This is a genomic window from Aliarcobacter cibarius (genome assembly GCF_013372265.1).
GTDB lineage: Bacteria > Campylobacterota > Campylobacteria > Campylobacterales > Arcobacteraceae > Aliarcobacter > Aliarcobacter cibarius.
This window is the reverse complement of record NZ_CP054051.1, coordinates 454,789-468,293: the sequence shown is the minus strand read 5'-3', so window position 1 is coordinate 468,293 and position 13,505 is coordinate 454,789. Positions and strand designations below refer to the sequence as shown.

Here is a 13,505-nt window from a genome sequence, read left to right as displayed (position 1 = left end):
CTTCTATTTTAAAAATCCTTTCAACATATTAACACCATCAGTTGAACCTAAAATGTCTTCAATAGCACGTTCTGGATGTGGCATTAAACCAAAAACATTTTTCTCTTTATTACAAATTCCAGCAATATTAGAAACACTTCCATTCATGCTAACTAATTCTCCATCTTTTGAACAATATTTTAATAAAATTTGGTTATTCTTTTCAAGCTCTTTTAATCCAGCATCATCAATATAATAATTTCCATCATGGTGTGCAACAGGTATATTTACAACATCACCAACATTTAAAAGTTTTAAAAAATCATTATTATTATCTATAACCTTTAGGTGATGATATTTTGAAATAAAATGTAATGTATCATTTCTTTTCATTGCACCTGGAAGAAGTCCAGCTTCAAGTAAAATTTGGAATCCATTACAAATTCCTATAACTTTTCCACCATTTGATGCAAATTTCTTTACATCTTCCATAATAGCTGCAAATCTAGCAATAGCTCCACTTCTTAAATAATCGCCATAAGAAAAACCACCTGGAACAACAACTAAATCTGTACCTTCAGGAAGCTTACCTTCTTTATGCCAAACAACTTCTACATCACAACCTAATTTTGAAAATGCATACTTTGCATCAAATTCACAGTTTGTTCCTGGAAATTGTAATACTGCTACTTTCATATTAACCTACTATTTCAACACTATAATCTTCGATAACAGTGTTGGCAAGAAGTTTCTCACACATTTTTATAACTTCTTCTTTAGCTTTTTCTTTGTCTGTTGAATTAAGCTCAATAATAATTTGTTTACCAACTCTAACATCAGAAATCAAATCTTTAAATCCTAAAGTTCCTAAAGCATGATTAATAGCTTTTCCTTGATCGTCTAGAACACCTTTTTTTAATCCAACATTTACAACTGCTTTCATATTTTCCATACCTTTTATTATATTTTTTGCTGATTATATCTAAAAATTTATTTGCTTAATCTTTCTAAAATAGTCTTGTATCCATTTAAAATTTTATCTTTTATCTCTTGTGGTACATTTACTTGAAGTTTTTCTCCAGCTTTTAAAGATTTTGATTGTTCTTTCCAATTCTCTTTTTTACCAAAATCTCTTAAAATTTGTTTATCCATAGAGATAAAATTGCCTTTTTCAAAATCTTCTAAGGCAATAAATCTTGAACTTTCTGGAGTTAAAACTTCATCACCTAAAACCCATGAACCATTTTTATCTACAAATATTTCAAACTTTGTATCAACAACAACAATACCTCTTGTTTTTGCAAAAGCTGTAAAATCATTAAATAGTTTTTCTAAACTTGAAATAATTTCAGGAAATTTTTCTTTTACACTACTAGTTTTTAATGGCTCGTCTTTAATACCTTTAGTTGTAGGAGTAAAAATAGCACTATCAAATTTATGCCATTCAGTTAAATTTGAAGGTAAATTTAATCCATAAGGATCTAAACCATTTTTAATAGCTTCAAATAAAGAACCTGTTAAATAATTTCTAAAGATTAATTCAAATTGAACTACTTCACCTTCAATTTCAGCCTCTAAAGGTTTACATAGTTCCATCATTTGACATCTTTCAAATTCCTCTACATCACTTGAAACATTCTCATCTAAAATTGCAGTTCTTATACCAGCTTTTTTTGCAAAACTTGCACCAAAATTTGAAATAGCAGTTTGAATTTTTCCTTTACCTTCTATTTCTAAATTTAGTGGTATATCAAATACAGAAGTTCTATCACTTCTTACAAGTAATACTTTTGCTTCATCTCCTGGACAACTATATAAATCAGCATTTTTACCTATGTAAAAAAGGTTATAACCTAAATTTTCAAGTTCTGCTAAACCTTTATTTGTTGTTGTTTTTTTACTATCTGGCCAAAGTCCTAAAGCTTTAATGTTTTCAATATTCATCTATTCTTCCTATTATTTATTCATTATTATTAAACTTTTTAAAATTGCTAAAGATGTATTTAATTGATTATCTTCCATCAAATCATCTTTTGAAATAACTTTTTTATTCTCATCTTTTATAGCTTTTTCTTCTGCTTTAATTTTTTCATCAACCTTATTTAACTCACCTTCTAAATGTTTTTTAAGGTCTGCTTCTTTAATTTTTATAGTATTCTCATCACTTTTTGTAACTTTACCCGCACTTGCAATAATATCAGGTGTTACTCCCTCAGCTTGAATTGTTCTTCCACTTGGTAAATAATATTTTGCAATTGTAAGTTTGATATTTTCTGTTTTTTCATTATCTATTGGAAGTACAGCTTGAACTGAACCTTTTCCAAAAGTTTTTTCTCCTATAACAACTGCTCTTTTGTGATCTTGTAAAGAACCACTTACAATTTCTGATGCCGATGCTGAACCTTCATTAACAAGAACAACTAAAGGTAAATCTGTCTTAAATCCTAATTTATTCGCTTCAAATTTTTCCTCATCTGCAACATCTCTTCCTTTTTGAGAAACTATAACTCCATTTTTAACAAACATATCAACAACGCTAATTGCTTGATTTAGGAGTCCTCCAGGATTATTTCTTAAATCTAAAATAATACCTTTTGCATCTTTATTTTCTTTGATTGCTTTTTCTAGCTCAGTTGCAACTTTTGTATCAAAACTTGAGATTCTAAGATATAAAATATTTTCACCTTCAAGTTTTTTTGCAAAAACAGATTGAACTTTTATAACATCTCTTTTCATTTTTACTTCGATTGGTTTTGGGTCACCTTTTCTAACAAGAGTTAGCTTTATATCAGTATTAGGCTCTCCTCTCATCATATTTACAGCTTCATCCAATGTCATTCCAATAGTCGAAGTTTCATTTATCTTTAAAATAATATCAAGTGATTTAACTCCTGCTTTAAAAGCTGGTGTATCATCAATTGGAGAAATAACAGTTAACGCACCATCTCTCATTCCAACAGTAATCCCTAAACCACCAAACTCCCCTTGAGTTTGAATACTCATTTCTTTACTAGCTTTTTTATCTAAATAACTAGAATGGGCATCTAATTCTTGCATTAAACCTTTTAATGCTTTATCAACAATTTCTTGTAATTTTATATCATCAACATAGTATTTTTCAACTGTTCCAATAACTTTTGTTAATTTTGACAATGATTCAAATCTTGTTTGTGTAGGTTCCTCTACTTTTTCTTTTGCAAATAAGCTTGAACTTAACACAAATGCAATAGAAGTAGCAACTAATAATCTATTCATAATTTTTTCAACCTTTAAAATTTATAGCCCATTATTATACAAAAAATTTCATAAAAGTATTATTTTATTAAAAATTTTGTAATATATCAGTTAGTTTTAAAAAAGGTTAATTAAATGAGCATAAAAGAGAATGTTGATTATATAAAATCTGAATTAAGTAGTGAAGAAAAACTTCTTGAAGGTTTTGTAAAAAGTGAGAGATTTTTTAAGAAATATAAAAATCTACTTATTGCTTTGGTTGTAGCTATTGTTCTTGGTTCGATTTTTTATGTTGTTAAAAAAAGTTTTGATGAATCAAACAAATATGAATCAAATTTACTTTTAAATAGTTACTTAGAAAAGGGTGATGAAAAAGCACTTGAAGATTTAAAAAATAAAAATAAAAATCTTTATGAAGTTGCTTTGTATTTAAAAGCGAAAAAAGATGAAAAATCAGTTGAAATATCTTTACCTATTTTAAAAGAACTTTTAGAATTTGAACTTGCTAAAAAAGATAGTAATCTTGAAGCTTTAGACAAGCTAAGCATGAAAGGTGATTTTTTACTAAAAGATTATGCACTTTTTAACAAAGCTCTTATTTTAACTAATGAAAAAAAATATCAAGAAGCTAAAGATACATTAGCAAAAATATCAAATGATTCAAGAACTATTGAATTAGTTAATTTATTAAACCACTATCTACTTACAAAATAAGGAAAAACATGAAATCTATATTAATTTCAACTCTAGCTTTAGTTTTATTTACAGCTTGTTCTGGTAAAAAATATTATGAACCAAAAGAAACAAGTGACGACATTGAACTAAACAAAAGCTCAATTGGTTCATCTATTAAATCATTTAATAGAATTGGTGGAACGTTAGAAGACAATAAGTTTATTACAAAAGCAGGTGTTTCAAATACTGAACTTCCAGAAGGATTTCAATTTTTAAATACAACAGAAGATGGTAAAATTATTGCAACAAATTATATTGATAAGATTTTAATTGGTAACGAAGAAAAACCAATGAAAGATCCAATTGTTGCAGCTTCAGTTAAAAACAATAAATTGGCAGTTATTCATTCAAATAATACTATGGAATTAATTGATTTAACTAGTAATAAAACCCTTTTCAAAGAATATTTACCAATATCTTTAGCGAATGATACAAGAATTGCAAATCCATTATTTTTTGGAAACCTTATATTATTCCCAACTTTAAATGGTAGAGTTTTAATAGTTTCTTCAACAAATAATGAACAAATTAAAAATATAGCTGTTGATCATGAACATGAGATAAATAATATAATTGAGTTAGGTGTAATTGAAAATGAACAAACATTAATTGTTGCTAGTTCAAATAAAATAGTATCAATATCTCCAAAAGAGATTTTATCAAAAAACTATAGAATAAGAGATGTTGTTGTTTCAGGAAAAGATATTTATGTTGCAACAATAGATGGTCAATTAATAAAATTATCTTCTAGTTTAGAAGAAGTTGCTAAGAAAAAATATAAGTACGCTAAATTCCATACTTTAGCATTTACAAATTCTTTATATGCTGTTGAATCTCAAGGTTTCTTAATAAATATTGATAAAGACTTTAAAAAAGATACAGTTTATGATTTTAGTTTCGATAATGAAGAAAGAATGATAGCTATCGGAAATACAATTTACTACGGTTCAGATAAAATAATACTTCCTTAAAAAATTAATTTAGATTTAGTGAGACTATGTTCTCATTAAATCTAAAACCTCTACATTAAGAAAAATTTCTATTAGCTAAGAATTCAACTAAAACTGTTGCATATGATCCTTTTGGTAGAGTAAAATCTAAACTACACATCTTTTTCTCTAAATCATATTTACAAGTTATATTTTTGGGAAAAATTATAGCTTCTCTTCTATATCCTTTTTCACTAATTGCACTGTCATCATATTTTTGTTCTATTTTTAATGCTTCTTCTCTTGCTTTATAAACATCTCGTCCAGGAAGTAATCCAGTTGGAGTTATTAAATGCTCTTTAAAATCAGCTAAAACTTTTTCGCTTATAGATTTTGGAGTAAAAAGTTTATCATTTTTTATATCATAAAAAATATCACCATTTAAAAGTTTAAAACTATTTTTATCTAATTTCAATCTCTCAACTAACCAAGCATTAAAAAAAGTACTTTGATATGCACTCATTAACATTTTCGCAACTTTTTTATCTTTTACTTTTCCATCTCCGAAAAGTAATTCTTTGGCTTTTTCTAGGTTATCTTTTACATCTTTTCCAAATCTTTGATAACCAAAATAGTTTGGCATACCAAATTTTGAAATAATTTTTAGTATTTTTTCTATATGAAAAATATCAGCTTTTTCAACTTCATGTAAATTAATTTTAAATCTATTACCTTCTAAATCACCAATGTTTAATTTTTTATTATGCAAACAAAGTTCTTTTATTTCAATTTTTTTTGATTTAAAATTTTTTAATTCTTTTGAATATTTTTTTGGAATAGTAATATATTGAATTGTCGTTGCTCTCTTATCTTTAAGACCAGCATAACCTATTTCATTTGAAAATACACCTAAAAATTTAGATAATCTATCTAATAATTCCCAAGTATCACAATTTTGTTTTTTTATCTCTAAAACTACAAAGTTCCCAGAATTTGAGAACTTTATAGGTTGCTCTTCTACTATAAAATCTTCTTCATTTTGTAAAAATTTAAAGTTTAAAGTTTTATCATTTAATGGATAAACTCTTCTTATCAAGCTTTTGCTCTTTTTGAATTCTCTTGCTCAAATACAGTTCTACACTCTGTACAAAATCTTGCAAAAGGTTTTGCTTTTAATCTTCCTATTGGAATATTAATTCCACACATATCACAAATACCGTAAGTTCCTTCTTTTATCTTCTTTAGAGCCTCTTCAATTTGTTTTAGCTCATCTAATTGGTGATTTGCAATCATCCCTTCAGTAAATGAATCACTCACAAAATCTGCATAGTCAAGGTCATCATTAATATCTTGATCTTTTAACTGATCAATACTATCAATACTACTATGTATATTTTGTGAAAGACTATCTTTTCTTTGAAGTAAAATTGTTTTTAATTCATCAATTTGATTCTTATTTGCCATAAACTCTCCTTAAAAATTCGTGCGATTATACCCTTTTTTAATAGTTACTTAACTTAAAATTGCTAAAATTATTATATTTCATAAGGAGTCTATTATTAGAGCTTATACACTTTTTTCAATAGTTACCATTGTAAGTTTTTTAATATTTCTTACATTTTTACTATTCGTTTATAAAAATTATCCTAATCAATATAAAACTTTAGAGATGACAAAACTTTCAAATTTTGCATATTCTACTAAAGATTATAATCAAAGATTTAAAGACTATACAATTTCAAAAAAAGAGTTAAGCGACTTAAATTTTAAAAGTAACTATATGGATTTTGTCTATGCAAACTAGTGTTTTTCTTAATTTTGTTTTTCTACAAATTTATAAACATAAATCTAGACATCTAGCAATATTTATTCTTTCAATATTTATTGTATTTCTTTGTTGTTCTACACTTTTTATAAAAGACTCTTTACAAAATAGTCTTTTTAAAACATTAGAAAATCATAGTGATTTTATAATTCAAAATAAATTTAATAAAAATATAGATTTGGAAATTATAAAAAAATTAGAAACTATAAGAGGAATTTCAAATATTGAAGAAAGAGTTTATGGACAATATAAATTTATAAGTGACAATATCTATTTTACAATTGTTGGAATTTCTAGTAAAGATTTAGAAAAAGATTCAATTATTGTTGGTCAAGGAGTAAAAAAACTTCTTGAAAAATATCAATTCATAAATGAATTTATAATAGAAAATAAAATTTTCAAAATCCAAAAAAGCCTTAAAGGTGAAGAAAATTTAGTTGCAAATGATTTAATAATAATGGATATAAATTTAGCTAAACAAATTTTACAAATAGAAAATAATCATGCTACAGATATAACTTTTAATGTAAAGAATGAACTAGAAAGAGATAATATAAGAGAAAAAGTTTATAGATTAGACAATAATATAAAAGTTATAGAAAAAGCTGAAATAAAAAAGAATTATGAAAATATTTTTAACTATAAAGGCGGATTTTTTCTAACACTATTTATAGTTGTAATTTTTACTTTAAGCTTAATCATTTTTCAAGTATATTCTCAAATTAGCTCAAATGAAAAAAAACAGATTGCTATATTAAAAGCTTTGGGATTTAGCATAAAAGATATTATCAAATTAAAATTCACTGAAAATTTTATAATCTCATTTGTTGCATTTATCTTAGGGACTATTTTTGCATTTATTTTTGTTTTTATTTTACAGGCTCCTGTTTTAAAATATATTTTTATTGGATTTAACAATTTAGAAAATAATTTTCTATTAGATACTTACTTTAATGTTTCATCAATATTTACTATATTTTTATTCTTTATGATTCCTTTTTTAAGTGCAGTTTTAATACCTGCATGGAAAACATCAGCAATAAATCCATTTGAAAGTTTAAAATGATAAAAATAGTAAATCTAAATAAAATATTTTATAAAAATACAAATAAAGAGTTTTATTCGCTAAAAGATATAAATTTAGAGATAAAGAAAGGTTCTTGTACAGTTCTAAAAGGTGTTAGTGGAAGTGGTAAATCAACTCTTTTATCAATAATATCAACTATGCAAAAACCAACAAGTGGTGAAGTATATTATAAAGATGAACTAATCTCTAAATTTCCAGATATTCATTCAAGTAATTTTAGAGCAAAAAATATAGGATTTATTTTTCAATTTTTTAATCTTTTTAATGAATTTAATGTAAGAGACAATGTATCAATTCCATTAATTCCTTTAGGATTCTCCCAAAAAGAGATTGATATTAAAGTTGAATCGGCTTTAAAACTAGCGAATATTTATCATAAAAAAGATGAACTAATTTTTAATCTTTCAGGTGGAGAAAAACAAAGATGTGCAATTGCAAGAGCTTTAGTTAATGAAGGTGAACTTATTTTATGCGATGAACCAACAGCATCTTTGGATTATGATAACTCACAAAATTTTATAAATATTATTAAAAATCTCAAAGATTTAGGAAAAACTATAATTATTGCTAGTCATGACCCTATATTTTTTAACCAAAATTTTGTTGATTTAGAAATAGAACTAAAAAATGGAACTATTCATGAATAATTTATTTTTATCAAACGAAATTATTATTCTACTTTTTTCTCAAATAGTGATTTATTTTTTACTTTTTATATCTTTTTTTATTTCTATTCAAATTCTTAAGAATTGGGATTATACTAAAAGTAATTCTTTACAATACAATCTAGAAAAAAAAGCCTATTTAGTTATATTAATAATTTCATTTGCTCTTTTTTCAAAAATATTCACTTTTTTCTACTTTATATATAGTATAGATTCTTTAACTTTTTTAGTTCATGGAGCAATGTGTGCTGCAGGAATTTTTTCTTCAAATGATTTTGGGAATTTTTCTCTTGTTTTAAAAGTAATAAATCTATTTTTCATTGGATTTTGGATTATTCTTAACTATTTAGATTTAAAGCAAAAAGATTATAAATACACAAAATTAAAATTTTCTTTTTTTATTATAATATTTGTTCTTTTTAGTGTAGAACTCATTTTAGATTTATATTTTTTAATAAATATACCAACTAAAGAGCCTGTAGAATGCTGTTCTATAATATTTGGAGTAAGTAGTGTATCTACGAATATTCCTTTTAATTTAAATATTCCAAATTTAATCACAATTTTTTATTTATTATACATACTAACTGTTATTTCAAGCTTACAAAAAAAGTCTCTTTTACTTCTATTTTCTAATATTTTATTTACTTATTTAGCTTATTTTAGTGTAACTTACTTTTTTTCAACATACATTTACGAACTTCCAACTCATCAATGTCCTTTTTGTATGCTACAAACTGAGTATAATTTTATTGGATACTTTATATGGAGTAGTTTGTTTTTAGGACTCTTCTTTTCTATCTGTACAAATATTTTTTCAAAATTTGAAGGATTAAATAAGGGGAAAATCTACAAATTGTCTTTAATCTTTAATTCAATATTTGTATTATTGGTTAGTTTTTATGTTGCAAGATACTATATTTTAAATGGAGTTTTATTATAAATCCGTGAAAACACGGATTTATTTAATTATTTTTTATCTTCTGCAGGAGCAGTTACTGCTTCTTTTACTTCTTGAGCAGCATCTTTAACTGCAGTTGTTGCTTCTTTAGCTTCTTGTTTTACTTCTGCTGTTGCTTCTTTTACAGCTTCTACTGCTTTTGCAGTTTCTGTTTTAGGAGCTTCCACTTTTGTTTCTGCTGGTTTTTTATCTTCTGTACAACCTGTAAATAATGCCACTGCTACAGCTGATGCTAATAAAATTTTTTTCATTTTGCGTTCCTTTTTTGTAATATTTTATTCTTTTGAAATAAAGTGCGGAATAATACCAAATTAATCGTGAAATAATTGTTGTGAAAGTCTAACTTGAAGAAAATTAAATAGATTGGAGGAGGTAGTCGGACTCGAACCAACGCATGTCGGATTTGCAATCCGAGGCATTACCAGCTTTGCTATACCTCCAACAAAGACAAATCAAAAAAGTAAAATTTGATTATTTAAGTGGCAGAGGACAAGGGATTCGAACCCTCGGAGGCGTGAACCTCGCCGGTTTTCAAAACCGGTACAATCGACCAACTCTGTCAATCCTCTACTCTTAGTGGTGCGAATGGTGAGAATCGAACTCACACTCCGAAACCGGAACGGGATTTTAAGTCCCGCGCGTCTACCTATTCCGCCACACTCGCATTTTTGTTAAGAACCCTTTTAAGTTTTTACTTAAATTGGACTGGAATTATAGTGGCTTTTTTTATATTTGTCAAGAGTTTTTTAATTTTTTTTTGAAATTATAAAATTACTCTATTTTTAATGTAATCTGAAAATGAATATTTGTATAATCAAAAAGTATTTTTTTAAATTTTTATAAGGACTAATATGAGAAGTGATGAGATAAAAAAAGGGTTTGATAGAACTCCCCATAGATCTTTACTTAGAGCAACTGGATTAAAAGATGAAGATTTTAATAAACCGTTTATTGGTGTTGCAAATTCATTTATTGAGTTAATTCCTGGACATTTTTTCTTAGATAAAGTATCAACTATTATAAAAGATGAAATTAGAAAAAATGGATGTGTTCCTTTCGAATTCAATACTATTGGTGTTGATGATGGAATTGCTATGGGACATGATGGAATGTTATTTTCACTACCAAGTAGAGAGTTAATTGCAAACTCTATTGAAACTGTAATGAATGCACATAAATTAGATGCTATGATCGCTATTCCAAACTGTGATAAAATTGTTCCAGGTATGATTATGGGAGCATTAAGAGTAAATGTTCCAACAGTTTTCGTAAGTGGTGGAGCTATGCAAAAAGGTTATACAAAAGATGGTACTCCAATAGATTTGGCTACTGCTTTTGAAGCTGTTGGAAAATTTGAAGCAGGTGATATTAGTGAAGAAGAGTTAAAAGATATTGAGTGTAATGCTTGTCCAAGTGGAGGTTCATGTTCTGGTATGTTTACTGCTAACTCTATGAATACTTTAATGGAGGCCATGGGTATTGCTTTACCAGGAAATGGAACTATTTTAGCTTTAACAAAAGAAAGAGAAGAGTTATATAGAAAAGCTGCAAGAAGAATTTGTGAAATCGCTCTTGATAGAGCATCATTAGAAAAATTTAAATTAAAAAATATTTTAAATGAAAAAGCTGTAAGAAATGCTTTTGCTGTAGATATGGCAATGGGTGGAAGCTCAAATACAGTTTTACATATGCTTGCTATTGCAAAAGAAGCTGGTGTAAATTTCAATCTTGAAGACATAAATAAGATTTCAAAAAGAGTTTCACATATTGCAAAAATTTCTCCTTCTCTAAGCACTGTACATATGGAAGATATAAATAAAGCTGGTGGAGTAAATGCTGTTATGAAAGAGATGTCAAAAAGAGGAGATGATATTCTTTTAGACAATCTTACAATTACAGGTGAAAGTCTTTTAGAAAGAATAAAAGATGCTTACATAAAAGATACTAACATAATTCATACTATAGACAATCCATATTCAGAAGTTGGTGGATTAGCAATTTTATATGGTAATTTGGCTGAACAAGGAGCAGTTATTAAAACTGCTGGTATTACAGGAAGTAGAGTATTTACTGGGAAAGCTGTTTGTTTTGATGGGCAACCTGAAGCTATTAAAGGAATTATAAGTGGTAAAGTAAAAGCTGGAGATGTTGTAGTTATTAGATATGAAGGTCCAAAAGGTGGTCCTGGAATGCAAGAGATGCTAGCTCCTACAAGTCTTATTATGGGAATGGGTCTAGGAGATAAAGTTGCACTTATAACTGATGGAAGATTTAGTGGTGCTACAAGAGGAGCATCTATTGGTCACGTTTCTCCAGAGGCTGCAGAGGGTGGAATGATTGGTTTATTAAAAGACGGTGATGAAATTCATATCGATGTTGACAAATATATTTTAAGTGTAAATTTAACATTTGAAGAAATTGCTCAAAGAAGAGACGAATTTGTACCTGTTAAAAAACCAATTAAATCTTCATGGTTAGGACAATATAGAGCTTTAGTTACAAATGCAAGTAGTGGTGCTATTTTAAAAACTGATCTGTAATTTAAAATAGGCTTTTTGCCTATTTTAAATTTACTCTTGATTAACTTTTTATTGTAAAATAGTTTACATTGATTTGCTATATTTCTTGTATTATAAATTTTTATATTTAAGGATTCTAATTTGAATAAAAAACTATTTTTTACATCTATTGTATTGGCTACTTCACTTTTTGCAAAAACTATTGAATTTGAAGAGGTGGATAAAAGTCCACAGAGAATAGCCCCAAACTCTACTTCTGAAATTTTATCTTTTAATAATAGTATAAAATCATCCGTAAATTCTATTGTTAATATCTCAGCAAAAAGAAGTGTAGATTCAAATATTGATAATCTTCCTATGCAAATGTTCGATGACCCATTTTTTAGAAAATTTTTTGGAGAAGAGTTCTCAAATCAATTTAAACAAAATAGAGTTCAAAGATCACTTGGTTCTGGAGTTATTGTTACAAAAGATGGATACATTGTAACAAATAACCACGTTGTTGAAAATGCAGATGAAATAAGCGTAACAATTGGGGATGATCCTACAGAATATTCTGCAAAATTAATTGGAAAAGATGGGGATAGCGATATTGCTGTAATAAAAATTGATTCTAGTAAACCACTAACTCCTATAAAATTAGCAGATTCTAACTCTCTTCAAATCGGAGATGTAACTTTTGCTATTGGAAATCCTTTTGGTGTTGGTAATACTGTAACAATGGGTATTATCTCCGCTTTAAATAAAGATAAAGTAGGAATTAATAAATATGAAAACTACATTCAAACTGATGCATCTATAAATCCTGGAAATAGTGGTGGAGCATTAGTAGATAGTAGAGGGGCACTAATAGGAATAAATACTGCAATTTTATCAAAAAGTGGTGGAAATGATGGAATAGGATTTGCAATTCCTGTTGATATGGTAAAAGATGTAGTAACTAAACTTGTAGTAGATGGTAAAGTTGTAAGAGGTTATTTAGGAGTTGCGATAGGTGAACTTGAAAAAGATTCTAAACTAGTATATAAAAGAAAAGAAGGAGCTGTTGTTTTAGATATATCTAGTGATACACCAGCTGCTAAATATGGTTTAAAAAGAGGAGATTTAATCTACTCTATAAATGGTAAATCAATAAAAGATAGAAATGCATTACAAAATACAATTGCATCATTTAAACCAAATGAAAAAATCAATTTAGAAATTGAAAGAGATGGAAAAGATATAAGTTTAGATATAATTTTAGGAGATAGAACTAGCTTGGTTGGAGTTCAAACTGAAGTTAATACTTTGCTTGGTGGATTAAAGCTAAATAATATAACTAATGAAGTTATAAAGAAGTATAGACTTTCTCCAGATGCTAGTGGTGTTTTAATAACAGATGTAGAACCGAAATCTAAAGCTGAAAAGGCTGGTTTCTTAGCTGGAGATATAATTATACAAATAGAAGATGTAGAGGTTAAAAACTTCACAAATATTGAAACAGCACTTAAAAAATACAATGATAAACATAAAAGAATTTATGTAAATAGATATGGACAAACTATAATGTTTGTAATTAAATAAAAAGGATA

General features: G+C 26.9%; 15 protein-coding genes and 3 tRNA genes. 8 read left to right on the top strand and 10 right to left on the bottom strand.

What is annotated here, in order from left to right:
- Positions 1-3: 3 nt before the first annotated feature.
- The 4 genes from purQ to ACBT_RS02180 are packed head-to-tail and all read right to left on the bottom strand — an operon-like array spanning position 4 to position 3,234.
- Positions 4-675 (bottom strand): phosphoribosylformylglycinamidine synthase I, encoded by a 672-nt coding sequence (gene purQ, locus ACBT_RS02195; protein ID WP_024775626.1) that lies wholly within the window; start codon positions 673-675, stop codon positions 4-6.
- Between the two features lies 1 nt (position 676).
- Positions 677-922: a phosphoribosylformylglycinamidine synthase subunit PurS gene (gene purS / locus ACBT_RS02190; protein ID WP_024775625.1), complete on the bottom strand. Its 246-nt coding sequence runs from the start codon at positions 920-922 to the stop codon at positions 677-679.
- A 47-nt stretch (positions 923-969) separates the two neighbouring features.
- Positions 970-1,923, bottom strand: coding sequence for a phosphoribosylaminoimidazolesuccinocarboxamide synthase (locus ACBT_RS02185; RefSeq protein WP_024775624.1), 954 nt, complete (start codon positions 1,921-1,923; stop codon positions 970-972).
- A gap of 12 nt (positions 1,924-1,935) precedes the next feature.
- Positions 1,936-3,234, bottom strand: coding sequence for a S41 family peptidase (locus ACBT_RS02180; protein WP_034218733.1), 1,299 nt, complete (start codon positions 3,232-3,234; stop codon positions 1,936-1,938).
- Positions 3,235-3,348: 114 nt separating this feature from the next.
- Here ACBT_RS02180 and ACBT_RS02175 point away from each other — a divergent pair, with 114 nt between their 5' ends.
- Both ACBT_RS02175 and ACBT_RS02170 read left to right on the top strand, forming a co-directional pair.
- Positions 3,349-3,927 (top strand): YfgM family protein, encoded by a 579-nt coding sequence (locus tag ACBT_RS02175; protein WP_024775622.1) that lies wholly within the window; start codon positions 3,349-3,351, stop codon positions 3,925-3,927.
- 8 nt (positions 3,928-3,935) lie between these two features.
- A complete protein-coding gene (locus ACBT_RS02170; RefSeq protein ID WP_024775621.1) occupies positions 3,936-4,919 on the top strand; it encodes a hypothetical protein in 984 nt (327 codons plus the stop codon).
- Positions 4,920-4,974: 55 nt separating this feature from the next.
- Here the strand turns inward: ACBT_RS02170 and ACBT_RS02165 are convergent, their stop codons facing one another.
- A complete protein-coding gene (locus ACBT_RS02165) occupies positions 4,975-5,973 on the bottom strand; it encodes a tRNA pseudouridine(13) synthase TruD (RefSeq protein ID WP_024775620.1) in 999 nt (332 codons plus the stop codon).
- Complete coding sequence (gene dksA / locus ACBT_RS02160; RefSeq protein ID WP_024775619.1) at positions 5,970-6,341, bottom strand: RNA polymerase-binding protein DksA; 372 nt, start codon at positions 6,339-6,341, stop codon at positions 5,970-5,972. Before dksA ends, ACBT_RS02165 begins: the two co-directional genes overlap by 4 nt.
- A 205-nt stretch (positions 6,342-6,546) precedes the next feature.
- Between dksA and ACBT_RS11765 the strand changes: the two genes are divergently transcribed.
- The 4 genes from ACBT_RS11765 to ACBT_RS02145 are packed head-to-tail and all read left to right on the top strand — an operon-like array spanning position 6,547 to position 9,397.
- Positions 6,547-6,681, top strand: a complete 135-nt coding sequence (locus ACBT_RS11765) for a hypothetical protein (RefSeq protein WP_266095105.1) — start codon at positions 6,547-6,549, stop codon at positions 6,679-6,681.
- On the top strand, positions 6,671-7,768 hold the full coding sequence (locus ACBT_RS02155) for an ABC transporter permease (protein WP_024775618.1): 1,098 nt from the start codon (positions 6,671-6,673) through the stop codon (positions 7,766-7,768). The genes ACBT_RS11765 and ACBT_RS02155 overlap by 11 nt, the downstream gene beginning before the upstream one ends.
- Positions 7,765-8,436, top strand: a complete 672-nt coding sequence (locus tag ACBT_RS02150) for an ABC transporter ATP-binding protein (protein ID WP_024775617.1) — start codon at positions 7,765-7,767, stop codon at positions 8,434-8,436. The genes ACBT_RS02155 and ACBT_RS02150 overlap by 4 nt, the downstream gene beginning before the upstream one ends.
- Positions 8,429-9,397 (top strand): hypothetical protein, encoded by a 969-nt coding sequence (locus ACBT_RS02145; RefSeq protein ID WP_024775616.1) that lies wholly within the window; start codon positions 8,429-8,431, stop codon positions 9,395-9,397. Before ACBT_RS02150 ends, ACBT_RS02145 begins: the two co-directional genes overlap by 8 nt.
- A gap of 26 nt (positions 9,398-9,423) precedes the next feature.
- Here ACBT_RS02145 and ACBT_RS02140 read toward each other — a convergent pair whose 3' ends face one another.
- From ACBT_RS02140 to ACBT_RS02125, 4 genes are all read right to left on the bottom strand, one after another.
- A complete protein-coding gene (locus ACBT_RS02140) occupies positions 9,424-9,666 on the bottom strand; it encodes a hypothetical protein (RefSeq protein WP_024775615.1) in 243 nt (80 codons plus the stop codon).
- Between the two features lie 113 nt (positions 9,667-9,779).
- Positions 9,780-9,855: transfer RNA gene (locus tag ACBT_RS02135), tRNA-Cys, on the bottom strand.
- Positions 9,856-9,895: 40 nt separating this feature from the next.
- A tRNA-Ser gene (locus ACBT_RS02130) sits at positions 9,896-9,984 on the bottom strand.
- Positions 9,985-9,992: 8 nt separating this feature from the next.
- A tRNA-Leu gene (locus ACBT_RS02125) sits at positions 9,993-10,079 on the bottom strand.
- A gap of 187 nt (positions 10,080-10,266) precedes the next feature.
- On the opposite strand from ACBT_RS02125, the gene ilvD reads away from it, so the two are divergent.
- Both ilvD and ACBT_RS02115 read left to right on the top strand, forming a co-directional pair.
- Entirely contained in the window at positions 10,267-11,955 is a 1,689-nt protein-coding gene (gene ilvD / locus ACBT_RS02120) for a dihydroxy-acid dehydratase (RefSeq protein WP_024775614.1), read from the top strand.
- A gap of 120 nt (positions 11,956-12,075) precedes the next feature.
- Positions 12,076-13,497: a Do family serine endopeptidase gene (locus tag ACBT_RS02115; protein WP_024775613.1), complete on the top strand. Its 1,422-nt coding sequence runs from the start codon at positions 12,076-12,078 to the stop codon at positions 13,495-13,497.
- Positions 13,498-13,505 lie beyond the last annotated feature (8 nt).